The sequence below is a fragment of the Niallia sp. Kr1 genome, assembly GCF_050389805.1.
In the GTDB taxonomy this organism is placed as follows: Bacteria; Bacillota; Bacilli; order Bacillales; family Cytobacillaceae; genus Bacillus_BD.
Genome location: NZ_CP130945.1, coordinates 4,681,507 through 4,705,353, shown reverse-complemented (window position 1 = coordinate 4,705,353; position 23,847 = coordinate 4,681,507). Strand labels below are relative to the sequence as shown.

Sequence of the window (23,847 nt, the reverse complement as noted above, 5' to 3'; positions counted from 1 at the left end):
CCCCTCCCTTATGATTCAGGTTCTGGTTCCGGTGGTTTCGGCGGTGGTGTTGCCGAACGAGTCATATTGTTTTTATTGATCAAATGTGGTCTTGTCCGTAAAAGCCAACGCGGCAACCGCACAAAGTTATCCTTTTGGTCTTCTAAAATAAACGGTGAATTTGGAGCAAGGTATGGAACCCCGAACGATCTGAGGCTGCTGAGATGAAGCACCATCACAATCAATCCTAGTAAAATTCCAAATAAACCAAAGGACGCTGCCAAAAACATCAAAGGAAATCGTAAAAGTCTAGCCGTAATGGAAATATTAAAAGCCGGCGAAACAAAGCTACTAATCGCCGTTAATGCCACCACAATCACCATGGACGCAGATACAATCCCCGCCTCAACCGCTGCTTGACCAATGACTAATGCACCTACGATCGAAATCGCAGGACCAACAGCTCGCGGCATCCGAATCCCCGCTTCTCGTAGGATTTCAAAGGTAATTTCCATCATGATTGCCTCCACAATTGCAGGAAGCGGAACCCCTTCTCGTTGAGCAGCCAAGCTGATCAACAGCTGACTGGGTAGCATTTCTTGATGAAAGGTCGTCACAGCAATAAAGGCTGACGGAGTAAGCAGGGCTAGGAAAAAGGCCAAATAACGAAGAATTCGGAGAAAGGTTGAGATATCAGATTTTTGATAGTAATCCTCACTTGCTTGGAAAAAATGAATAAATAGCGACGGTGCTAAAAGTACAAACGGAGTCCCATCAATCACAATCGCAACTCGACCTTCAAGGAGCGCTCCTGCAACCACATCGGGTCGTTCCGTATGCATGATCGTAGGAAAAGGAGAAAACCGCGCATCCTGAATGAGTTCCTCAATCTGCCCACTCTCCAAAATTCCATCAATATCGATTCGTTCTAGCCGTTCTTTTACTTCTGTAACGGTTTCGTTGTTGACAACTCCATCGATATACATAATCGCCAGATCGGTTTGTGTTCTTCGACCAATTTTCATGGAATCAACTCGAAGACTTGTATCTTTAATTCTACGTCGAATTAAAGCGGTATTGGTTCGAAGCCCCTCCGTGAATCCATCTTTCGGTCCGCGAACCACGGTTTGAGAAGTGGGTTCTTGAACGCTACGTTGAGCGCCGCCTTTTGAACCGAGAGCAAATCCGATTTGAAACCCGTCGAGGATCAAAACGGTATTCCCAGACATGATATGAGAAAAAATATCCTGGTAGTTGGTCACTTCCTTTAAATCGGCCATCGGAAGGATCCTAGCTTTCAACGTTCTAATGATTGGAGCATTCTCTGCATGGATTTCTTTACTATCAATCATCAAGGCTTCTAAAATAAAGTCTTGAATAAAAGTCGAGTCCACCAATCCATCTGTGTAGATGACCGCAAGATGATGTTCTTGCTTGATGCCAATGTGAAATTCCCGCAACACAAGATCCGAGCTATTTCCAAGGGTTTCTTTGATATAGACCAGGTTCTCCTCTAAATCCGAAGACAGACTCAGGGGAATCGCCCCGTTCTCATCGTTGGTAGGATGTTGTGGTTGTTTCTGTTTTTTTAAAGGATTTGGCATCCGTGGTTTCACCCTCATCACCTCGCCTTTAACCAGTAATTATGTATGTGGATTACCTCTTAAGCTTTCCAGATTTTTGGATTTTATGTAGAGGGTGGGGGGATTTGTAGGATGTGTGTTATTTGAGAGGGTGGGTTGTTTGCTGTTGAGGGGGGGTGCGAGTTATTATGGTGGAGTTTTGAGGATTGCTGGGTTCTTGGTATGCAGAGAAGTTTACATATGGCAGAATTTTGAGGTATGGAAGGTTTTGCCGTGATTAAGAGCTAAACGCGTCAGAATTGGTAGTATAACTCGAGAATGGAATACCACCATATTTCGGCTTTTCAGTGGATTTTTGGTAGCATAACGGGATAATATAACCATTTATTTAACTTCTAATGAATTTTTGGTAGTATAACTGGAAAATACTATCATTCTTTCACCTTCTAATGGATTTTTGGTAGTATCTCCCCCGAGAACACCTCCTGAAATTCACCCAACTCACCCCATCTCAGTCAAGGTCACCCATCATTTTCCAAATTCCTCTCTATTTTTCAATAAAAATCGTATTGTGTTGAAAGTTTAACAATTCTGTAAACAACATTATCTGCAAAATATGGTAGAATTGTTCTAAATAACTAGATTGGTATAAAGTAACTAGGACATCTAGAGGGAGGTTCAAATGAAGAAAGTAATTTTGCCTGGTATAGCCTTTGCCGTTTTATCGACTCCAGCTTTTGAAAAAGCCATCGAAGCAGCAGAGCAGGATGGCACTTCGGTCGTTTCAAATACGATTCAGTATGTAAAGGTAAACTCTGGCTCTCTTAACATGAGAGAGAGTGCATCAACAAGTGCGTCTATCATTACAAATCTAAAAAATGGAACAGAGGTCAATGTTCAATCGGTAAGCAACGGCTGGGCTGAAATTGTTGTGAACGGACAGGTAGGATACGTTAGTACTAAATACCTAACAACGAAATCGAGCGAAATAAATGAATCGAAAGAACTAGTTGAATCCACAGCTGCACAAACGGCGACCACAACTAAATTTGTAAAAGTCAGTGCAGGTTCTTATTTAAACATGCGCACAAGTGCCTCAACTACATCATCTGTCATAAGCAGACTCTCGAGCGGGACCGAGGTAACGGTTTTTTCTGAAAAAAATGGCTGGGCGAAGATCAAAGCAGACGGAAAAGAAGGCTATGTCAGTACAGGATATCTTTCTAATACAAAAATAGAAAGTACGACTAAAAAAGAAACGGCACAGGCAACAACATCAACAATCAATACATATGCGCTAACAAAATTTGTTGACGTTAGCAAAGATTCATACTTAAACATGAGAAGTAATCCATCCACCACTTCAAAAGTGGTGACCAAACTGAAGAGTGGAACCGAGGTAAAGGTCCTTTCAGACGAACATGGCTGGTCCAAAATAGAAGCGGACGGAAAACAAGGATACGTCAGTTCAAAATATCTTGCGGGTTCAAAAGCGGAGTCTAGCACAGCATCTGCACCTACAGCAACGGCAACTTCGACAAAATATGTAGATGTAAGCCCAAATTCGTATTTAAACATGCGTTCAAGTGCATCAACGAGTGCTTCTGTTGTAGCTAAACTTCAAGCCGATACAGTGGTAGAGGTTTATACGGTTGCAAATGGTTGGGCGAAAATTAAAGCCAACGGAAAAGAAGGCTACGTGAGCGCGGAATTTTTAAAAGAGGGTAAAAGCAATACCCCAGCACCAGCACCAACTGCGCAAGCGACAGAAACCAAATATGTAGACGTAAGTCCGAGTTCGTATTTAAATATGCGTTCAAGCGCATCAACAGGTGCTTCAGTAGTGGCCAAGCTTCAAGCTGATACAGCAGTAGAGGTTTATACGGTTGTAAACGGTTGGGCAAAAATTAAAGTAGATGGAAAAGAAGGCTATGTGAGCGCGGAGTATTTAAAAGCGGGTAAAAGTAATACTCCAGTACGGACACCGGCACCAACTGCGCCAACGTCAGAAACCAAATATGTAGACGTAAGTCCGAGTTCGTATTTAAATATGCGCTCAAGTGCATCAACAGGTGCTTCAGTAGTGGCCAAGCTTCAAGCCGATACAGCGGTAGAGGTTTATTCGGTTGTAAACGGTTGGGCAAAAATTAAAGTAGATGGAAAAGAAGGCTATGTGAGCGCGGAGTATTTAAAAGCGGGTAAAAGTAATACTCCTGTGCCAACACCAACAGCCCCAAAAACAGAAACTCAATATGTAAAGGTCAGTGAAAACTCGTATTTAAATATGCGCACAAGTGCATCAACGAGTGCGTCGGTGGTCACCAAACTCCGAGCAGGTGAAGCAGTAGAAGTGTACTCTATCTCAAACGGTTGGGCAAAAATCCAAGTAAATGGAAAAGAAGGTTATGTGAGTGCGGATTATCTAGCAAAAACCCAAATTGTTGAAACAAACAATCCGACACCAACCAAACCTGAGGAGAAAACGACGACCATGTATGTCAACGTAGATTCACGGCTGAATTTGCGGTCAGCAGCTTCCACATCCTCCAATATTCTGGGTAGATTGGAAAATGGAATGGCGGTCACCGTTTATTCAACAAGCAACGGCTGGTCCAAGATTAAGGTGGACGGGAAAGAGGGCTATGTCAGCAGCGAATATCTGACTGAAACCAACCCTCAGCCAGAACCGGCTCCAAGCAATCCGAATCCAGAAACAACGCTGAAATATGTAGATGTACAGCCAGGCTCTCATCTGAATATGCGTAACAGACCAAGCACAAGTGGGTCGGTTATCGTGAAACTAGCGCCTGGAATTGAGGTTACGGTTCTTTCTGAAGAAGATGGCTGGGCGAAAATTAAAGCCTATGGTCAAGAAGGGTATGTCAGCACAGAATATTTATCTTCTGTTAAACCAGGAACGGGTCAAGAAACAGAGGAACCAAAAGAACCAGAAAACCCTGATATTGGAATCGAAAACCCTAATCCGGAAACAGATCCATCCGATTCAGAAGAGGATCCAACGGCTCCGAATGATTCGGAACCAGGTTCTGAAACCGATCCTGATGATTCAACCAACGAAGATTCAGATCTAGATCCAGACGAAAACAAGCCTGACGGTGAAACAGGAAAGACTAATTTAAAATATGTGAATGTATCGCCGAATTCAGTACTAAATATGCGCTCAGGTCCTTCCACGAGTACATCGGTCATTACAAAGCTTTCCCCTGGAACAGCCGTGACAGTCCTAACCGAAGAAAACGGTTGGTCTAAAGTCACCGCGAATGCAAAAACAGGATATGTAAGCACGCAATATTTAATAAGCAAGGCAAACGATATACCGAGTGGAAATATCAATGTGGTTTACACCGATTATGATATTACGTTAGAGGAACTAACCAATATTCAAATGCAAGCAAACCCGCAAACGGACCAGAAATATACAACGTACATCCGTGAAGATGCATTAAAAGTGAACAACGTTCTGAATCCGACAAGTGGCGTTGTTCAAGGATCAAACTGGAGAGTCAGAGGGGGAGCGGGCACGGAGTTTTGGTCTGTTGGAAAAGTTAAGAACGGTGAAAAAGTTAATATTCGAAACGTTGTCAAAGGGAGCGATGGGTATAACTGGTATCAGATCGACTATAATCGCTCATGGGTCACTGCAAGCCCTGAAGATGTAGCCTATCAATTAGATCCAGAAAACTTTCTAAATGATCCAGTGGCATCCTTCCAATTTTTAAAACTATCAGAGGCAACCGGCGTCGATCAATTTGAGGTCAATGAACGAATTTTATCTGGAAAAGGGATTCTCCAGGGGCATGCGGCTACTTTTATTGCGGCAAGTGAAAAGTATGGAGTCAATGACATGTATCTCATTTCCCATGCATTGCTCGAAACGGGCAACGGAAAATCGAAGCTGGCCACTGGTGTCGAGATCTACGGCAAAACAGTTTATAACATGTTTGGAATCGGAGCCTATGATGGAAGTGCAGTTGAAAGTGGAGCGAAGTTTGCTTATGAACAAGGCTGGTTCACGCCAGTAGAAGCGATCATTGGCGGAGCTAAATTCATCGCATCCAGCTATATCAGCAAAGGGCAGGACACTGTCTACAAAATGAGATGGAATCCAGAAGCCGCTGCAAACAAAGGCGTAGCGACCCACCAATACGCAACCGACATTGGCTGGGCAAGCAAACAAGTCAAGCAGATTCATAATCTATATAGTTTGCTAGATTCCTATAAAATTACATTGGATATTCCTTTTTATAGGAAGTTTTAGTGGGAAAAACCAAGGTCGAGAGACCTTGGTTTTTTTTCCATGTAGCTAGAGAATGGAACCTAAACAAGTGATTCTTTCACCCAAAAAAGAGAGTAGAATCGTAATTGACGATATTTGGATCCCAAAATAGGGGAATTATAACTCAATGACTTAAACGCAGCTAAAAAAATAGGGATTGAACCAAAAATGATGGTAATTGAACCAAACCACAACATAATTGAAATAATTATTTTTTTCGAAAAAAAAACCCCCTCAAAAGAGGTCCAACAAACGTTTGATTAGATTCTAAAATCCTTACAAACTTTTTCCTGAGAAACCAGGTATACTATAGAAAAGGAGGGTTTGTGATGAGGAAGGTTATCATTCTGTTTGTAGCAATCTGTTTATTTTTGGTAGGCTGTGGGAAGGACGAGAATCAAGGAAACACAGCCATTTCAGAAGATGTAGAATACGGAAAAAAAGATTATGAGAAAATTGCTGAGGCCAACAATGCACTAGGGATTACCTGGTTTGCAGAAGCAAAACCGAATAAAGCTGGGAATATTTTTATCTCCCCAACGAGTCTTTTTATGGCCTTATCCATGGTTTATAACGGCGCAGACGGAACCACCAAGGAAGAGATTGAAAAGGTGTTGCATGTTGAAGGAATGGAGTCAAGTGAATTGAATGCGGCCAACGCATCCCTGATGAACCTATTGCATAATCAATCTGGTCAAATTCAGCTGAATGTCGCAAACTCAATTTGGTTAAACGAAAGATACCATTTTCAACCTGATTTTGCCACAAATAATCAAGACTACTATAATGCTGAAATGGAAGAAATAGATATTTCTGACCCCGAGTCCCCAAAGAGAATCAATAACTGGGTGAAAGAGAAGACAAATGGAAAAATTAATGACTTAGTCGATTCGCCGCTCGATCCCGATTTAGTAACGATGTTAATCAATGCGATTTATTTTAAAGGGGATTGGAAGTACGAATTTGATGAGTCGCTAACAGAGGATCGACCTTTTTATCTAGGTGATGGAACAACAAGAGACACCCCACTTATGACTCTCAACGAAAAAATTGCTTATATGGAAAACGAAGATTTTCAAGCCGTTTCCCTTCCATATGGAGAAAATCAGGAAATGAGCATGAACATTTTCTTACCAAAAGAAAGTTTAGAAGAGTTTACTAGAATCCTAACAGCCCAAAATTGGCAGAAGTGGAGTGGTGAATTCAAGGCAAAAGAAGGAACGCTGCTGCTGCCTAAATTTAAACTAGAGTATGAAGCTTCTTTAAAAGAAACCCTGCAAAAACTCGGCATGACCACAGCCTTTTCAAAAGGAGCCAACTTTGGCAAAATGATTCAAGAACCGGATCCACTTTGGATTAGTCAGGTTAAACAGAAAACCTATATTGACGTGAATGAAAAAGGCACAGAAGCAGCGGCGGCAACATCCGTCGATGTCGTAACCGAATCCTTCGACATGAACGGTCCTTTCTACATGGAAGTCAACCGACCCTTTTTCATCGCCATCACTGAGAATACATCCAACACCATCCTATTCATGGGAGCCATTGCGAACCCATCATACGAGTGAGATGCAATAATCAATGCCTAGCAAATGCTAGGCATTTTCCAATTCCTTACAGGTGCCTGGCACCTGTTAATTTTTGTAGAAATAAGGAAATTTATGTATAATTATTTTCATGAGTTTTTGAGGGGAATTTCGGATGATTCATTTTATTTTATTAAAAGAGGAGAGATGTGTATGAAAGAGGCTGATGGAAAGCCAAAAACGAAGCATATAGGATTACCTATAGGCAGTATTGTAAAAAGGGCCCTGTTTATTACGATTGGTGCGATTATAACGGGGTATGGGTTAGAAGCGATTTTAATTCCAAACCAGATGATTGATGGCGGGGTAACCGGTCTATCGATGATTCTTAGCCATATCACCCCGATTAATTTGAGTGTATTTCTTGTCCTCTTAAACCTTCCTTTCTTTTTCCTAGGATATAAGCAAATTGGAAAAACCTTTGCGATCAGTATGTTATATGGAATTATCGCATTATCCGTTGCCACTTCTTTGATGCATTCTGTGGAGCCAGTTGTGGACGACCACTTATTGGCGGTTGTATTTGGGGGATTGACCCTTGGAATTGGTGTTGGCTTAACCATGAGGAATGGTGGGGTGTTGGACGGTACGGAAACACTAGCGATTCTGATTGAAAAGAAATTACCTTTTTCAGTCGGAGAAGTGATCATGTTCATCAATGTCATCATTTTTGCGTGTGCTGCCTTTGTTTATGGGTTGGAAAATGCCTTATTTTCTATGCTAACATATTACATTGCCTTTAGAACGATTGATATTGTGGTGAAAGGGATGGAAGATATGAAGGCGATGTACATCATCAGTGATCATTCAGATGCGCTTGCGGACGCCATCAATGACCGGTTGGGACGTGGAGTGACATTTCTACATGCGGAAGGCGCGTACAGTGGGGAGGACAAGCGTGTCATTATGGCCGTATTCACAAGGCTGGAAGAAACAAAGATGAAAGACATCATTCGAGATATCGATGAAAATGCCTTTATCATATCAACAGACGTCGCCGAAGTACGCGGCGGTCGCTTCAAAAAAAGAGATATTCATTAAACCAAAATTTGACAGGTGTCAGGCACCTTCCATTTCCTGGAAGCCATCTGACCTGTTATTATTTATAGAATTAGAATGTGCCTTATATTTGTCATTTTTTCCTTTTTTATTTTAGGGGACTTTATGTATAATTATATTGTGACTGCATGAGCATATACATATAGTAGTTAAGTCAAATTTACAAACGAAAAGGAGAGAAACGATTGAAGATTATTAAAGTAGAAAGTTATGACCAACTTAGTAAAACAGCTGCAGAAATGGTAATTGAAAAAGTACGTAGGGAACCCAAGACGGTGTTAGGACTTGCAACAGGAGGAACACCGGTTGGCTTATATAAAGAACTTGTAAAAGACCATCAAAACGGAGGGACTTCCTATAAAGAAGTGTCTTCATTTAATTTAGATGAATATGTAGGACTTTCTGGGGATGATCCGAATAGCTACCGTTATTTTATGGATGAGCATCTTTTCAATCATGTTGATATTTCAAAGGAAAACACCCATGTTCCACTAGGGAATACGGAAGATCATCAACAGCATTGTCAAGATTACGAGAACCTATTGAAAGAACGAGGTGGGGTTGATTTACAAATCCTAGGAATTGGACCAAATGGGCATATTGGTTTTAATGAACCAGGAACGTCATTCCAATCCGAAACACAAGTTGTTGAATTAATGGATTCTACGCGTGAAGCGAATGCAAGATTTTTTAACAGCATTGACGAGGTTCCGACTCATGCCATCTCAATGGGAATCGCAACCATCATGCGTAGCAAAGAAATTATCTTAATGGTTTCAGGAGAGACAAAACGAGAAGCTTTAGCTCAGCTACTTAATGGTGAAGTCAACGAAAACTTCCCAGCATCAATCCTAAAAAACCATCCAAACGTAACCGTTATCGCCGATAAAGATGCAGTAGGTGAATAGAAAATAGTAAAAAATGGGAGGTGCCAGGCACCTTCCATTTTTTGGATGGTGCCTGGCACCTGTTATTATTTGTAAGTCTACCTTATCAACTGTATCCCTATTTTAATCCGTCCAATAACAGCCATCCATAGCGGGATGCTCAAGGCTGTTCCCCATAGTAATCCATTAAAGAAGTTACCTTTTTCCTCCATATGTAAATCCGCTCCCCTTATCCGTTTCTCTTTTAAACTGTTAAAAGGATTGCCAATGAGTCCTGATTTTATGCATGAAAAAAAGCGGGACAAGTCTTTGCCCCGCTCTCAAAAAATCCAATCGTTTTATTGTTTTCCTTTAGCATTCGGATCCATTGTATTACCACCATAATCCGGCACATGGCTAGCATGCTCTTGGTGATAAGCAGAACCAGAACCCTGTCTGTTCTTCGCTGAAGCCTTATTAGATTGCTGCTTTTTCATCGACCTCACACCCCCTCTTTTTCTCTAATAGGATGCATCGAAAAGTCATAATTATTTGGATTATGATAAAAAATAGCCAATAAAGAGAACCGTAGCATAAGCCAACACCTAAAAAATGGAAGGTGCCTGGCACCTTCCATTTTTTTGCTAACCCCTATACATATGAATGAGATTCTGATTCTGTCCTCTGGCAAAGACGTAGATTCGGTTGCCTCCCCAGGAGACGGCTGCTGGGGCGGAGGTGATGGTACCGCCAAGATTTTGCCAATTGGACCAGCGTGATCCATTCCAAGTGATGGTATAAAGATTGCGATTGTTTCCGCGAGCAAAAACTTGTAAACGATTCACTCGTGTCGAAGCGACAGCTGGTTCAGAAGTGATAGTACCGCCAAGGTTTTGCCAGTTCGACCAACGGGATCCGTCCCACCATTTATGGACCAACTCTTCATTTCGCCCTTTTGCAAAAACATCAATTCGGTTCGGTCCCGAGGACACAGCCGCTGGACCAGAAGTTAATGTCCCACCAAGGTTCTCCCACTCGGACCATTGTGATCCATCCCAATACTTATGATAAAGTGCATTGTCGGTTCCTCTTCCAAACACATCCAATCGATTAGGCTGCCACGAAGCGACCGCTGGAGCAGAGGATAACACGCCCCCAAGGTTTTCCCAGTTGCTCCATACACTACCATTCCAATATTTATGGTAAAGGGCATTGTCCGTTCCTTTTACAAAAAGATCAATTCGATTTGGTCCCCATGACACAGCAGCAGGTGCCGAAGTGGCGATGCCTCCTAGATTTTGCCAATCACTCCATTGGCGCCCATTCCAGTATTTATGGTAAATGGCATTATCACTACCTCTAACAAACACATCAAGTCGATTCCGCTGCCACGAAGCAACCGCTGGAGCAGAAGTCAACGTTCCGCCTAAGTTTTCCCAATCACTCCAGCCTTCCACCGGCTGCTGACCACCTTGCCCAATCTGATTTAACGTTAGCCTAATCACTCTTGTAAAAACACGATCCGCCACGTTCTGATTCACATTCATCGATCTTAACAACCGTTGAATCCATGGTGTTTGTCGCTGAAAACCTTCATAGAGTTGATCGGCATTTTGGTTTGATTGAGCCTGATTTAGGGTATAACCTACCAATAACGAAAAAATATAATCAGCCATTGCCCGATTCAAATTAGCTTGTTGCAATTGAGTAAATAAATCATTATGTTGAGTCCGAAGAATTCGCATCATTTCCTGAACGGTTACCGCCTGACGCATATAATACAGTTGACGAGAATCATAAACCTGCCCGTAAGACGGCGGCTGATATGGATATGGATATCTATACATAGACCTACCTCCTCTATACTACATAACAATATATGCTACAGAGCCTAAGAGGGTGACGTGGGTGCCAGGCACCATCCTTAATTTGGAAGGTAAATTTATACTTTTAAATATTAAAAATAATATTTTTTATCTTCGACAAGAAACAACAATATGTTTTTTGTTTCTATATTAAAATAGATTAAAGTTAATAAATACCCGTATTCTACCAAAAATTGGTATCTAAGTAGTAGAAAAGGTAGATAGAAAAGCGGGTTATAGGTCTTACAAAGACGACAATCAGCTAATGATAAAAAACTTTTTGCTTATTATAGAAAAAATTTTCTCTCAATGTGATATTTGTCGCTTAAATCGTTAGAAATTTCCTTTAAAATTAGTAATTGTTGTGAAATGTTCCAACTTAGATTTGACACAAAAGAAAAAGTTTTTCAACACTACCGATCAGACAATGATAAAAATTAAAGGAGCATGGAACATGAAAGTAGATTTTGAAAAATTAGAAGAAAATATCAACCAATTAAAAAAAGAACTCATTCAAATTGTCGAATCAACCGGACTAAATAGCTATGATGCCATATACTGCAGCCAAGAGCTTGATAAACAAATCATCATGTACCAAAAGTCCGTATACCCTACACTAAAAGCAACTGTTAAATAAATTTGAAATACTGACTCATATTCTATGCTATCATGAGGTGCTATGCCAAACCGTGGAGTCCGGCACCTACTGTCTTATGTCTGTAAAGGGATGAATAGGATAAACATCAGTTTTGCTAATGCTTTGCCTCGGTATCTTCAAAAAATGAGAAAAGCCAAGAGCCAGGTAGAATTGTTCAGAAAATGAAACTTAACATCTACATCGATAAGAAATTTACTATAAAAAAGTCTGCTTGCACATGTGAAAAATGCGCAAGTGGGCTTTTATTGTTTTTTAAAATGAAAATAAGCTAGAAAACCATTATTTACTAATCTAAATAAAGGTTACGCAGGCTCTTCCTATTTTTCTTAAAATTATTACTTCCTCTTGAATTACTATCCTAAAAAACAGGATGAACATTATATCTTCAGCGATGGAGAGTATAAAAAAGGAAAACTATTATAGCAATCTTAAGTGGGACTTTTGTAAATAGTTTTACTATTTATTTTCGTATTTTCACGTAACCCAAGCTATGTTACGCTCTAACTAAACGGAATTTGTGAAGAATACAAAGATTTTCGAAGAGGTGTTTCGGAATGGAAACGTTCGAGCGGAGTCAAAGTGAAAATTTAAAATTGATGGAAATGATGTTTTTACGCAATCGCCTTAGTGAAATTCATGAACAAAGCGGTCCCAATAGCTCCAAATATATCGACCTCAAAATCCAACTGAATTTACTCGAAAAAGAATATATTGATGAAAAAATAAATACATTTAAGCGCAAGAAAACCTGCTTCTTTCTAACAAACGCCCCAAGAAGTTTTGAAAAATAAGAACCAAGCGGATTTAAATGGACAGAGTGGAGAGAAAAAGTGAGTGCCGAGTCCTATAGGCGGTTTCAAACGGACAGGAGCAGAAGATAAAGTGGTTCTGGAGTCCAATAGAGAGGTTCAAACGGACAGAGGAGATAGAAAAAGCGATCGTCAAGTCCAAAAGGGAGCCTCAAACGGACAGAGGAGATAGAAAAGGTCGGCGTCGAGTCCGAAAGGGAGCTTCAAACGGACAGGAGCAGAAGAAAAAGGAATCCCTGTCCGATAGAAAGGCTCAAACGGACAAAAGTAAGAAAAAAGGCTCCCCCAAGCCGATAGCATATTCTCAAACAGACAAAAACCAACAAAAACAGTCCAAGTCCGAATCAACTTCAGATTCGGACTACTTAATCGTACCTAACTGTATTCTCGAGTTTCTATAACAACCTCATAAACCCCTACCACCGCAACGCGATTAACAATTGACAACAATCCCCTTCAAACTTTGAGTTACTTAATTCAATCCGAATCCCTGTTGGTGTAAAACTGGTGTTAATTTTGATGGAAACCCCCGTTGAACGGATTAACTGATTCACGCGTTGCTTGTTGGACTCTTGGGCTGCACTCATCAGGTCTCTGGCAAACTCTTTTGAATTGGCTAAACGATTGATTAATAAACTGGCTTGCTGTATAAGTTCTTGGAACCGCTGAATCGATTTTTCTAATTGGTCGATATCAACTGGTGGGAATTGTCTGGGAATGTAATAATCCAAGGATGGATAATTAGCAACAGGTACATAGGGCGATCCCCACGCTGGATAATAAGGATTCACTCCATATGGATTAGGAAAATAAGACAAAGATAGCTCCTCCCTCACAAATTAACGTAGTCACTCACCTATCCTATGCATATCTGCTTGCCTAGGTTAAAGCGGCATCGCATATAGATCGGTGAAAGGTGAGAAGGATTGCTACTACAAACACACAAACTCAGCAAAAAGTCACTGTAATTCTTTTGACAGACACCATAAGCTTTTATACGTGTATTACAATTTGTATCAGTGATTGTACAGGATTAGGAATAATATCTGTCCTCACAAAGGAGTTGTTTGAATGGGGACATTATTGTTTCGTCTATAGATATATATGATGTAAATAACCTACTTCTATCTTATACATTAAGTCGTAAATGTTTTATTATTATGGATATGAGATAAGTTAGGAGTGAGGACCTTGAAGGGTAGACCAATTCGTTTAGACTATCAACCGAGCGAAACAGAAGGAATAACGGGGCTAAAGAAAAAGGAACAAAAGCAGTTAAAAAGTGTTTTAGCTGGGGATAACTCGGGGACAAGTATTACACTTTTAGACGGAACACATCTTTTTCTTGAGGTAATGACAGATGAGGAAATAATAACCATTGATGTAAGAGAAGACATATTGGCTGTTTTTAATCGAAAAAACCTTGGTGGTGATTTCTATATCGATTTATTTAGCAGTATGCCACAGTATGTTGAATTAAAAGAAAGGAATGGAGATTTTAAATTGTCAAAGTCATCATTAGAAGAATGGAAATCAAACTATGAAACCCAAAAATAAATAAAGGCGTGAAATTCCGACACAGTAGATTGATTCAATATTCTGTTCCAAAATACTCTTTAAACTTCTGGGGGATGGCACGACTTCCACACCATCCCCAATCTCTTCTATAAATAAATCTACAAATGATGCTGCCCGGCATCCGGACCAATCGTTTGCCGCATTTTCTTTCTTTGTAAAAGTAAAGCCTCTAGTGTTCCGGAACCCATAATCACTCCTGAAACAATAAAGATCATCCCAACAAAGTGAGCGAAATGAATGGTTTCAGTTAGAAACAGAGCGGCCCCTACAACCGAAAAGAACGTACTTAAATTTAAAAAAATAGAGGCTTCAGCGGCTCCGACTTGGCTTATCGAATAATTATAGAGCATATGTCCCAATCCTGTTGCCATAATCGCTGAAATCAAGAAAACAATCACATAGGAAGGCGTAACATTCACAAGAGCGGCTAATCCATGTGGCTCTATTACTAGGCTAATCATAAACAACATGATCGAACCAAACAATAACATATATCCGGTTAAGAGGACGGAATCCATCGTTTTTGTGGCCTTATTTATTAAAATGAAGCTAAAAGCCTGGGATAAAATGCATAAAAAGATTTGGAAGTCCCCGATGTTAACACCTTGTAACTGACCATTTCCATATAAAACGGTAATGCTTACCCCAATTCCACCCACGATAAAACCTAACCCTGTAATGAGGCTAGGTCGCTTTCTGAAAAAAATGATGGAGAGAAGTACTGTTAACAAAGGCCCCATACCCAAAACTAATCCAGCGTTTGTTGCTGAGGTGGCGGTTAATCCCGATGATAAAAAATAATGATGGATTACGACACCCGTAAAGGTTCCTCCTATTATGTAGATCATTTCACTTTTTTTCGGTAAACGAACACGACGTAACAGACCCAGTGCAATAAAAACTGTTATAGCAGCAGTAAATATACGAAATGCTGTAATGGTAACGGGAGGAACGGTTCCAACCAAAATCTTTACAAACGACACATTAAAGCCCCAAACAACCGTTAAACCAACTAATAAAAGATAGATCATTTTAGCATTCAAGGATTCGTCATCACCCTTCAGGATTCTCATAGAAACCATTTTACCACTTTCAGACTTGTCTGAATAATAAAAGGCTCAACCGATATATATACATCATTCAACAACAAGTGCCTACTCATTTCCGCGAATAATGGCAAATTCCATCAAAATTTCCCAGGAAAAGTACAGACCTTTTGTCGAAATAGATGTTGAAGGAGCTAAAGAGTATATAAATAAGAATTTGAAGTAGGCTACAAAATGAAGGATTTTTCCTTCAAAAGAACAAGCAGATTACTTTACCTTTACGGTCCATTTTTTTATCCTTAGTACCATAGACCTTTAAAGGGGGAAATACAAAAAATGAAAATTACAGATTTAGCTCGAGAGGAGTTAATTCCAGTATTAGATGCACAAAATGCAGCTGGAATTCGAATTTATTTCAATGGCTTTGGCTGAGGTGGTCCAAACTTTGGAGTGTCTCTGGACGAGCCTCAAGAAGATGATCAAGTAGAAGTGATCAACGGAATTCAAGTAGCCATCGATTCATATTTAGAAGAATACATCAACGATCTTGTCTTTGACTATAAAAAGGAATATGGACAATTCGTATTTACTGGATATGAAGGCAACGGATGTTAACATAAAGACCTTTTTAAATAGAAGCACAGACCATAGCGCTGGTTTGTGCTTCTATTTTTTTACAGGTGCCAGGCACCATCCATTTTTTGGAAACAGCTAAAAAAAGACACTCTGTGATACATAAGCAAAAAACGGTATAATAATTCTTAGATGAATAAAAGGAGTTGTCCGTATGATTTTAGTAGTTGGTGGAGCTGGCTATATTGGCAGTCACCTCGTGAAGGAATTAGTCAAAGATCGGGAAGTAGTGGTTCTCGATAATTTGTCGACAGGTCATCGATGGGCGATTGATGAGAAAGCGATTTTTGTTCAAGGTGATTTAGGGAATGAAAGTGATTTAGAAAAGGTATTCTCTACCTACAAAATAGAGGCAGTTATGCATTTTGCCGCGAATAGTTTAGTTGGGGAATCAGTTGTAGACCCGATGAAATATTATGAAAATAACGTAGCTGCTACGTTAACGTTGTTAAAAACGATGAAAAAATATGATGTGAAGAATTTTATTTTTTCATCAACAGCTGCTACATATGGCATACCAGAAGTGAACATTATTACGGAAGAGACGCCAACGAATCCGATCAATCCGTACGGTCGTTCAAAATTAATGGTCGAACAAATCCTTGGGGATTATGCGAAGGCTTATGGATTGCATTATGTCGTACTCCGCTACTTTAACGCAGCAGGGGCCTATGAAACAGCGGAAATCGGCGAAGACCATAACCCTGAAACCCATCTCATTCCGATTATCTTACAGCATTTGTTAGGGCAAAGGGAGAGCATTGCGGTATTTGGCAGTGATTATCCAACTCCTGATGGCACCTGCATTCGCGATTATATCCATGTGACAGACTTAGCATCTGCACACATATTAGTCCTTGAAGCATTGCTTTCTGGTAAAAAAGAAACGGCAACCTATAACCTTGGAAATGGTTTAGGCTATTCGGTTAAAGAGGTCATTGAAACATGCGAGAAGGTAACGGGCAAAAAAGCCAATGCGATCCTATCAGACCGTCGTGAAGGCGACCCAGCTCAACTCGTCGCTTCATCAGGAAAAATCGATCGAGAACTAGGCTGGAAAGCACAATACAATTTAGAAGACATCATTTCAAGCGCTTGGAAATGGCATTCGAAATAACAGGGAGATAGACTCTTTTTGTAAAAATAGGACGATTATTCTAAAAACCACAATTTGTTGGTTTGCGGAATTCGTCCTTTTGTTTTTGACCTTTCCGAAAAGAGCCATTTTTAAAAAACTAAGGGTCTCTTTCGATATATGGGGATGAAGCCAAACTACGGTTGAAATCTAAAGCAATCGGTCTTCATCAAGGGGATGAAGACCCAACTACGGTTGAGTTCTAAAGCAAACGGTCTTCATTAGGGGAATGAAGACTAAACTATGGTTAAATCCTGGAGCAAATGGTCTTCATAAGGGGAATGAAGATCAAACTGCGATTAAATCCTTAAGCAAACGATCTTAATCACTCGTCTCAAGGACGTTATCAACAAGAAATCCCCAAAAAAGGTCCAGGAGCACCGGTCTCAAGGACGTTATCAACAGAAAATTCCTAAAAAAGTCCAAGAGCACCCTTCATTCTCAAGAACGTTATCAACAAAAAATCCTCAAAAAGGTCCAAGAGAGCTGATCTCAAGGACGTTATCAACAAAAAATCGCCAAAAAAGTCCAAGAGCGCCAATCTCAAGGACGTTATCGACAGAAAATTCCAAATAAAGTCCAAGAGCGCTGGTCTTAAAGAACGTTATCAACAGAAAATCCCCAAAAAAGTCCATGAGAGCTCATCTCAAGGACGTTATAAGCGGAAATTCACTAAAAAAGTCCATGATCCATCATCATCTCAAGAACCTTATCAACAAATAATCCACAAAACTCCATGACGCCCATCCAGAAGGTACCCTAATATGCTCCCCACCCGACCCAAAGCAACTTCTTCCATTAAAAACCCACCCAACCCAAAAAAAGAAGCCAACAACCTCAAGCTGTCAGCTTCTCCTCAAATTCAATCAAACATTTATTTAACTCTTCTGTTCTCATTCTAACAAAAATGCAACAGGGAGAACCGTCCCCCCGTTTCAGCAAGAACCCCATGTTTCACTGTTCCCGTTGCCCTTCATGAGCCTTCAAGTCATCGCGCACACTCTTATTCCACAGTTTCACCCCAGAGTTATAAGCAGCGCGATTAATCAAGTGCCCCGAAACTGGCGATGTTAGGAATAGGAAGACGATGGTTAGGATCAACCGAGCATCGACCAGTCCGCCTTCAACATAAAAATAAACAAAGGTAGCTAGTAAAAGGAACGATACGCCAAGTGTTGTAGCCTTAGAAGCTGCGTGATTGCGGGTATAGACATCAGGAAGTCGGAAGACCCCAAACGCCGCAGCAAGGTTTAAAAACGCGCCAACGACAATTAAAATGATAATCAACCAATCAAGAATCTCTTTCATCTTCGATAATGACCCCCTTTTCAAGGTATTTTGAAAAGGTGACGGTTCCGATGAAGGAGAGGATCCCGATTAATAAGGTAATATCGAGAAATGCACTTGTCCTCAACACGATCGACCCGAGCGCCGTAATCGCCACCAGATTGATTCCAAGCGCATCAAGGGCAATGACTCGGTCAGGTGTGGTAGGTCCTTTAATCACCCGGTAGATGAGCAAGGTCATCGCAACCGCAATTGCCACGAGTGCGATATAAATAATATTATCCAGCATTATCGAGACACCTCCTTGATTAATCGTTCAAAACCGTTTTTAATGCTACCAATCGAGTCTTTAACATCTGGAACGTCCATCGCATGAATGTAAAGGAGCTTCCGGTCATTCGATACCTTCATAACAAGCGTTCCAGGAGTTAACGTAATCAGACAAGATAAAATATAAATCTCCCAGCCTTTTTTCACATCAAGCGGAAGGGCGAAGATGCCCGGTTTCATATCAAGCTTTGGTTTTAAGACAATTTTTAACACGGCCAAGTTGGATAGAATCACTTCTTTTATAAAAACAAGAAGTAAATGGAGAATGGCGAACACCCGACCTAAGTAGAAACGGGTACTGAAAAAACGTCTAAAAATAAACAGCATAATCAATCCAATGACGTACCCCATAAAAAAGTTAATAGGCTCATAGGAATTTTTCATAAACATCCAAAGAAAAGCAAGAACAAGATTCAATAAGATTTGAAAGGCCATCTACATTACTCCTTTCAACACGGCATCGATATAGATGTTAGGATTTAATAAGGTTTCTACAGCCATAGAAAGATACGGGTAAATGGCTTCCGTCCCGACTCCCATGGCGATCGATACAATCACTAACAAAACAGGAGCAATTAATAAGGATTTAACAGGCGCTTTTTCCTCGCCCGGATAGCTTTGCGGTTCACCCCAAAAGCCGTGAATAAAGATTTTCATGATGCTAAAGAGAATCAATAAACTTGAAAGCAGCACGACAACCGCTCCAAAGCCAAATCCTTCTGCAAAACCACCACTGATGATCAATAGTTTTCCGAAGAACCCACTCAACGGTGGAACCCCCACTAACGATACAGCTGCGAGGAAGAAGGTCCAAGCAAGCCCTGGATAACGTTTGATCAATCCGCTGATTTTCCGTAAATCACTTGTTCCTGTAATCTTAATCATAATACCAATTAGTAAAAATAATGCAGCTTTGATAATCATATCATGAATAATATAATAGATGCTGCCAGCTACAGAATCCGGTGACATGACGGCAAAGCCGAATAAAATGACGCCAATCGCGACAATGATGTTGTAAATAATAATTTTCTTTAAATCCATATAGGCAATCGCGCCGATACAGCCAAACACAATCGTCAGCACCGAAAGGGTAATAATCAGGCCATGCGTATACGCCTGATCGTGATAAAAGAAGAGGCTATACGTTCTCATAATCGAGTAGACCCCAACCTTTGTTAGCAAGGCACCAAATAACGCCATAACCGGTGCAGGTGGAGCATAATAAGAACCTGGAAGCCAGAAATATAATGGGAAAATGGCTCCTTTTAACCCGAACACAATTAAGAACATAATCGCAATCACAGTTAAAATTCCGTTTTGCCCAACCTGGGCGATTCGCTCAGAAATATGGGCCATATTTAAGGAACCGATCACGGAGTACAAATAGCCCACACTGATAACGAATAAAGCCGATGAAATCACGTTAACGAGAATATATTTAATCCCTTCACGTAATTGAATTTTCGTACCGCCAAGTACAAGCAGTACATAAGAAGACATCAGCATCACTTCAAAGAAGACAAACAGGTTGAAAATATCGCCTGTTGTGAAAGCACCATTTACTCCGACAATTAGAAACTGAACGACGGCATAGTAATAAGATCGTTCGCGTTCTTTTCCAATGCTGAAAAAAGAATAAATAATGCTTGCAAACGCAATGATGCTCGTTGTTAACACCAGTGACGCAGATAAAATATCTGAAACGAGCGTGATTCCAAAGGGAGCATCCCAGCTACTGACATTCAGCGTTTGGATTCCGTCATGATACACTTTTTGAACCAGAAGAGCTGAAAGCACAACGGTTGTCAGTGCGGACAGTGCGGAAATCCAGCGCTGTACCTTCACATATCGAGGCAGAAAGAGCAAAAGGATTCCCGTTAGAAGCGGGATGAGTATCGGTAATATTAAAAAGTTAATCATTTCCTTCTGTACCTCTCAATTTTTCAGTATTGTCCGTTCCAAGTTCTTGGTATGTTCGGTAGGCAAGAACAAGGAAAAAGGCGGTAACCCCAAAGCTAATCACAATCGCGGTTAAAATTAAAGCTTGAGGAATCGGATCCGTATAGCTAGCCGCATTTTCACCTAAAAGCGGAGGAGCTCCTTTCTTTAATCCACCCATCGTTAAAAGTAGTAAATGTGCTCCATGACTCAAAAGACCTGTCCCCACAATGATACGAAGAAGACTTTTGGAGAGCATTAAATAGGTGGCTGACATAAATAAAACGCCAATGACAATCGCCATTAAAAATTCCATTATTCACCCTCCCCAATCGTTAGAATAATGGTCATCGCTACACCGACAACAACTAAATACACACCTAAATCAAATAACGTCGCGGTATGCAGTGCCGTTTCTCCTAAAAGCGGAAGCACGACATCTCCAAACGCATGAGTTAAAAATGGGACATTAAAGAGCAATGAGCCAGCAGCTGTCCCAACGGCAAACAATAAACCGACGGCAATCATGATTTTATAATCAATCGGCAAGACTTTTTTTAATGTTTTTTTATCAAACGCAACAACGAATAACACAAGTGCACCTGATGTCATCAGACCGCCGATAAACCCTCCACCGGGATTATAGTGTCCAGCGAAGAAGGAATGAACGGAAAACAGAATAATAATGAACAAAACGACTTTCGTACAAATTTGTAAAATCATATCATTTTCTTTTTTCATCATTGTTCTTTCCTCCCCGATAGACGTAGCTTAATCATCGTGAAGATTCCAATAGCGGCAATCGCCAGCACGGTAATTTCAAACATTGTATCAAATCCACGGAAATCAACCAGAATTACGTTAACCATGTTTTTACCTGCTGCTTCTGTGTACGTATTATCAACATAATATTGAGAAATGGAATCAAACAGCTTCTGGCTGTGCGCTGAAACGGCAATAAGCGCGACCGTAACGCCAACTCCAATGGAGATAATTAAATTCGTTAATTTGAAGCTGTGTTTTTCTTCGTTACGCTTTTTCGGCAAGTGATAGAAGCATAGCAAGAATAACGCTACCGATACCGTTTCAATGACAAGCTGTGTTAATGCTAAATCCGGTGCACGGAATACGACATAGAACAGAGATACGGTATACCCAACCGATCCTAATAGAATCAGTGAGGTCATTCGAGATTTCGTGAACAACGCAGCGATGCTTCCAATGATGATTAACAAGGAAAGGATGACTTCCCAGATGCCAATCGGCGCTAAATCATCAGTTGAAACGGTAAATCCATCTTTCACTGCCATCGTTGTCGCTAAAATCACGATGAAGAACGCGAAAATATAAAGCAAGTAGGAACGAATCGAACCGTTCATATAAAAATTAGTAAAACGATTAGACGCTTTTTGCGAATAGACTAAAATGCCGTCATAAATATTGCTGAAAAAGCGATCTGGAAACGCTTTGTAGATTTGCTTCCATTTGTCCCTAGTGATGAATAGAAGCGTTCCTAGTATGATAACCCCAATCGTCATATAAAGCTCAGGCGTAAACCCGTGCCATGCGTAAATATGAACATTGAAGGTTTCACCAGGAGTTAATAAGCTTGGTAAAATGGAAGCCATCGCTGGCGCAATAATAGATTCAGATAATAGATTCGGGAAGAAGAAAATAATAATCACGATTGAAGCAAGTATAATTGGTGAAATGAGCATACCTATTGGCGCTTCATGCGGTTTCTTCTCTAATTTTTCAGGCTGATATTTGCCTGTGAAAGTTTTAAAAACGAAAATCATACAGTAGATAAACGTAAAGACGCTTGCGATCCATGCGATAGTTGGGAAAAGAATGCCCCATGTTTCAACATTAAAGAAATTAAACTCTTGAATTCTTAGCATTCCAGTAAAAAACATCTCTTTACTGAGGAAACCATTAAACGGTGGTAATCCAGCCATTGAAAAGGCTCCAATAATCGATAGTGTAAAGGTAATCGGCATGAACGTCATTAATCCACCGAGCTTACGAATATCCCTTGTCCCGGTTTCGTGGTCAACAATCCCCGCAACCATAAAGAGTGACCCTTTAAAGGTGGAGTGGTTAATCAAATGGAATACAGCAGCCGTTGCTGCAACTAAATAAAAGTTATCTTGTGCTCCGCCAAAATGAAGGGCTGCTGTTCCAACTCCAAGCAAGGACATAATCATTCCAAGCTGACTGATGGTTGAATAGGCAAGAATTCCTTTTAAATCCGTTTGTCTAACAGCATTAAAGGATCCCCAGAAAAGTGTCAATAGACCAACGCCCGATACAAGCCAGAACCATAAGGAATGTTCTCCAAAGAATGGCGTGAAACGAGCAACTAAATAAATTCCTGCTTTTACCATTGTCGCTGAGTGCAAGTAAGCACTAACAGGCGTAGGCGCTTCCATCGCATCTGGTAACCAAATGTGAAACGGAAATTGAGCTGATTTGGTAAAGGCTCCTAGTAGGATGAAAATCAGAGCAGGAATAAAAAATGAATGTTGGAAATTATCTGTATGTGATAAGGCAATAATTTCAGAAATACTAAAGGTTCCTGTCATTAAATAGAGGAGAATGATTCCCCCAAGCATACACAGTCCACCAAATACTGTAATTAGCATTGATTTTTGTGCGCCAAATCTTGATTTGTCACGCTTGTACCAATATCCAATTAAAAAGAATGAAGAAAAGCTGGTTAACTCCCAGAACATATAGAGAACCACTAAGTTATCGGATAGGACAACCCCTAGCATGGCACCCATGAATAAGAGTAAATAAATATAGAAGGTGTTCAGTTGTTCTTTATTTTTATTCAAATAATAAATGGAATAAAGAACAACGAGGGCCCCAATCCCTGTAATGAGCAGGGCGAATAACAGCCCAAGCCCATCGACTCTTGCTGTAAAATCGATGCCGAGCGATGGAATCCATGAGAAGGTTTCACGAATCGCTCCGTTTTCCCTTGTCACGGGGAGAAAGGTTAGAAAATAGCTGAATAACAGAATGGGGATTGGAAGGATAAACCATCCCGTATGTACGTTGCGAAACAACTTATATACAATGGGCACAATAATTGTCATAAGTAGCGGCAATAAAATAGCCAAATGCAATACTGACAAAACAAAACCTCCTTTGAAAAATATAGTGAAAACTGGATAGACCTTCTATTAA

General features: G+C 40.5%; 21 protein-coding genes. 9 read left to right on the top strand and 12 right to left on the bottom strand.

What is annotated here, in order from left to right:
• Positions 1–8: 8 nt before the first annotated feature.
• Complete coding sequence (locus Q5760_RS23050) at positions 9–1,601, bottom strand: spore germination protein (RefSeq protein WP_428909888.1); 1,593 nt, start codon at positions 1,599–1,601, stop codon at positions 9–11.
• Between the two features lie 643 nt (positions 1,602–2,244).
• Between Q5760_RS23050 and Q5760_RS23045 the strand changes: the two genes are divergently transcribed.
• The 4 genes from Q5760_RS23045 to nagB all read left to right on the top strand — a co-directional run bounded on the left by Q5760_RS23045 (position 2,245) and on the right by nagB (position 9,412).
• A complete protein-coding gene (locus Q5760_RS23045; protein WP_428909887.1) occupies positions 2,245–5,841 on the top strand; it encodes an SH3 domain-containing protein in 3,597 nt (1,198 codons plus the stop codon).
• Positions 5,842–6,188: 347 nt separating this feature from the next.
• Positions 6,189–7,427: a serpin family protein gene (locus Q5760_RS23040; protein WP_428909886.1), complete on the top strand. Its 1,239-nt coding sequence runs from the start codon at positions 6,189–6,191 to the stop codon at positions 7,425–7,427.
• 171 nt (positions 7,428–7,598) lie between these two features.
• Positions 7,599–8,486, top strand: a complete 888-nt coding sequence (locus Q5760_RS23035; RefSeq protein WP_428909885.1) for a YitT family protein — start codon at positions 7,599–7,601, stop codon at positions 8,484–8,486.
• Between the two features lie 203 nt (positions 8,487–8,689).
• A complete protein-coding gene (nagB, locus tag Q5760_RS23030; protein WP_428909884.1) occupies positions 8,690–9,412 on the top strand; it encodes a glucosamine-6-phosphate deaminase in 723 nt (240 codons plus the stop codon).
• Positions 9,413–9,729: 317 nt separating this feature from the next.
• Here nagB and Q5760_RS23025 read toward each other — a convergent pair whose 3' ends face one another.
• Together Q5760_RS23025 and Q5760_RS23020 are read right to left on the bottom strand one after the other, a co-directional pair.
• Positions 9,730–9,867: a hypothetical protein gene (locus Q5760_RS23025; protein ID WP_428909883.1), complete on the bottom strand. Its 138-nt coding sequence runs from the start codon at positions 9,865–9,867 to the stop codon at positions 9,730–9,732.
• A gap of 147 nt (positions 9,868–10,014) precedes the next feature.
• Positions 10,015–11,217: a sialidase gene (locus tag Q5760_RS23020; protein WP_428909882.1), complete on the bottom strand. Its 1,203-nt coding sequence runs from the start codon at positions 11,215–11,217 to the stop codon at positions 10,015–10,017.
• 445 nt (positions 11,218–11,662) lie between these two features.
• Between Q5760_RS23020 and Q5760_RS23015 the strand changes: the two genes are divergently transcribed.
• Entirely contained in the window at positions 11,663–11,872 is a 210-nt protein-coding gene (locus Q5760_RS23015; protein WP_428909881.1) for a Spo0E family sporulation regulatory protein-aspartic acid phosphatase, read from the top strand.
• A gap of 575 nt (positions 11,873–12,447) precedes the next feature.
• Complete coding sequence (locus Q5760_RS23010) at positions 12,448–12,684, top strand: hypothetical protein (protein ID WP_428909880.1); 237 nt, start codon at positions 12,448–12,450, stop codon at positions 12,682–12,684.
• Between the two features lie 434 nt (positions 12,685–13,118).
• Here Q5760_RS23010 and Q5760_RS23005 read toward each other — a convergent pair whose 3' ends face one another.
• Positions 13,119–13,520 (bottom strand): hypothetical protein, encoded by a 402-nt coding sequence (locus Q5760_RS23005; protein WP_428909879.1) that lies wholly within the window; start codon positions 13,518–13,520, stop codon positions 13,119–13,121.
• A gap of 373 nt (positions 13,521–13,893) precedes the next feature.
• Between Q5760_RS23005 and Q5760_RS23000 the strand changes: the two genes are divergently transcribed.
• The gene (locus Q5760_RS23000; protein ID WP_428909878.1) at positions 13,894–14,259 is read left to right on the top strand and encodes a hypothetical protein; all 366 of its coding nucleotides are present in this window, start codon (positions 13,894–13,896) and stop codon (positions 14,257–14,259) included.
• A gap of 119 nt (positions 14,260–14,378) precedes the next feature.
• Here the strand turns inward: Q5760_RS23000 and Q5760_RS22995 are convergent, their stop codons facing one another.
• Positions 14,379–15,353 (bottom strand): DMT family transporter, encoded by a 975-nt coding sequence (locus Q5760_RS22995; RefSeq protein WP_428909877.1) that lies wholly within the window; start codon positions 15,351–15,353, stop codon positions 14,379–14,381.
• A gap of 423 nt (positions 15,354–15,776) precedes the next feature.
• On the opposite strand from Q5760_RS22995, the gene Q5760_RS22990 reads away from it, so the two are divergent.
• Both Q5760_RS22990 and galE read left to right on the top strand, forming a co-directional pair.
• A complete protein-coding gene (locus Q5760_RS22990) occupies positions 15,777–15,941 on the top strand; it encodes a hypothetical protein (RefSeq protein WP_428909876.1) in 165 nt (54 codons plus the stop codon).
• A 172-nt stretch (positions 15,942–16,113) separates the two neighbouring features.
• Positions 16,114–17,076, top strand: a complete 963-nt coding sequence (gene galE / locus Q5760_RS22985) for a UDP-glucose 4-epimerase GalE (RefSeq protein WP_428909875.1) — start codon at positions 16,114–16,116, stop codon at positions 17,074–17,076.
• 972 nt (positions 17,077–18,048) lie between these two features.
• Here galE and mnhG read toward each other — a convergent pair.
• The 7 genes from mnhG to Q5760_RS22950 are packed head-to-tail and all read right to left on the bottom strand — an operon-like array spanning position 18,049 to position 23,795.
• Complete coding sequence (gene mnhG / locus Q5760_RS22980; RefSeq protein ID WP_428909874.1) at positions 18,049–18,402, bottom strand: monovalent cation/H(+) antiporter subunit G; 354 nt, start codon at positions 18,400–18,402, stop codon at positions 18,049–18,051.
• Positions 18,386–18,670 (bottom strand): Na(+)/H(+) antiporter subunit F1, encoded by a 285-nt coding sequence (locus Q5760_RS22975; RefSeq protein ID WP_428909873.1) that lies wholly within the window; start codon positions 18,668–18,670, stop codon positions 18,386–18,388. Before Q5760_RS22975 ends, mnhG begins: the two co-directional genes overlap by 17 nt.
• The gene (locus tag Q5760_RS22970) at positions 18,670–19,146 is read right to left on the bottom strand and encodes a Na+/H+ antiporter subunit E (RefSeq protein ID WP_428909872.1); all 477 of its coding nucleotides are present in this window, start codon (positions 19,144–19,146) and stop codon (positions 18,670–18,672) included. The genes Q5760_RS22975 and Q5760_RS22970 overlap by 1 nt, the downstream gene beginning before the upstream one ends.
• Complete coding sequence (locus Q5760_RS22965; RefSeq protein ID WP_428909871.1) at positions 19,147–20,634, bottom strand: Na+/H+ antiporter subunit D; 1,488 nt, start codon at positions 20,632–20,634, stop codon at positions 19,147–19,149. It abuts the gene before it with no gap.
• Positions 20,627–20,968 carry a Na(+)/H(+) antiporter subunit C gene (locus Q5760_RS22960; RefSeq protein ID WP_428909870.1) on the bottom strand — a complete coding sequence of 114 codons (342 nt, stop codon included), beginning with the start codon at positions 20,966–20,968 and terminating at the stop codon, positions 20,627–20,629. The genes Q5760_RS22965 and Q5760_RS22960 overlap by 8 nt, the downstream gene beginning before the upstream one ends.
• Positions 20,968–21,393, bottom strand: coding sequence for a Na(+)/H(+) antiporter subunit B (locus tag Q5760_RS22955; RefSeq protein WP_428912666.1), 426 nt, complete (start codon positions 21,391–21,393; stop codon positions 20,968–20,970). The genes Q5760_RS22960 and Q5760_RS22955 overlap by 1 nt, the downstream gene beginning before the upstream one ends.
• Positions 21,393–23,795: a Na+/H+ antiporter subunit A gene (locus Q5760_RS22950; RefSeq protein WP_428909869.1), complete on the bottom strand. Its 2,403-nt coding sequence runs from the start codon at positions 23,793–23,795 to the stop codon at positions 21,393–21,395. Before Q5760_RS22950 ends, Q5760_RS22955 begins: the two co-directional genes overlap by 1 nt.
• Positions 23,796–23,847: the final 52 nt, after the last annotated feature.

Bases quoted from the DNA above. Each gene is read 5' to 3' on its own strand.
- Q5760_RS23050 (WP_428909888.1), bottom strand. From the start codon at position 1,601: ATGAGGGTGAAACCACGGATGCCAAATCCTTTAAAAAAACAGAAACAA.
- Q5760_RS23045 (WP_428909887.1), top strand. From the start codon at position 2,245: ATGAAGAAAGTAATTTTGCCTGGTATAGCCTTTGCCGTTTTATCGACT.
- Q5760_RS23040 (WP_428909886.1), top strand. From the start codon at position 6,189: ATGAGGAAGGTTATCATTCTGTTTGTAGCAATCTGTTTATTTTTGGTA.
- Q5760_RS23035 (WP_428909885.1), top strand. From the start codon at position 7,599: ATGAAAGAGGCTGATGGAAAGCCAAAAACGAAGCATATAGGATTACCT.
- Q5760_RS23025 (WP_428909883.1), bottom strand. From the start codon at position 9,867: ATGAAAAAGCAGCAATCTAATAAGGCTTCAGCGAAGAACAGACAGGGT.
- Q5760_RS23020 (WP_428909882.1), bottom strand. From the start codon at position 11,217: ATGTATAGATATCCATATCCATATCAGCCGCCGTCTTACGGGCAGGTT.
- Q5760_RS23015 (WP_428909881.1), top strand. From the start codon at position 11,663: ATGATAAAAATTAAAGGAGCATGGAACATGAAAGTAGATTTTGAAAAA.
- Q5760_RS23010 (WP_428909880.1), top strand. From the start codon at position 12,448: ATGGAAACGTTCGAGCGGAGTCAAAGTGAAAATTTAAAATTGATGGAA.
- Q5760_RS22995 (WP_428909877.1), bottom strand. From the start codon at position 15,353: ATGAGAATCCTGAAGGGTGATGACGAATCCTTGAATGCTAAAATGATC.
- galE (WP_428909875.1), top strand. From the start codon at position 16,114: ATGATTTTAGTAGTTGGTGGAGCTGGCTATATTGGCAGTCACCTCGTG.
- mnhG (WP_428909874.1), bottom strand. From the start codon at position 18,402: ATGAAAGAGATTCTTGATTGGTTGATTATCATTTTAATTGTCGTTGGC.
- Q5760_RS22975 (WP_428909873.1), bottom strand. From the start codon at position 18,670: ATGCTGGATAATATTATTTATATCGCACTCGTGGCAATTGCGGTTGCG.
- Q5760_RS22970 (WP_428909872.1), bottom strand. From the start codon at position 19,146: ATGGCCTTTCAAATCTTATTGAATCTTGTTCTTGCTTTTCTTTGGATG.
- Q5760_RS22965 (WP_428909871.1), bottom strand. From the start codon at position 20,634: ATGATTAACTTTTTAATATTACCGATACTCATCCCGCTTCTAACGGGA.
- Q5760_RS22960 (WP_428909870.1), bottom strand. From the start codon at position 20,968: ATGGAATTTTTAATGGCGATTGTCATTGGCGTTTTATTTATGTCAGCC.
- Q5760_RS22955 (WP_428912666.1), bottom strand. From the start codon at position 21,393: ATGAAAAAAGAAAATGATATGATTTTACAAATTTGTACGAAAGTCGTT.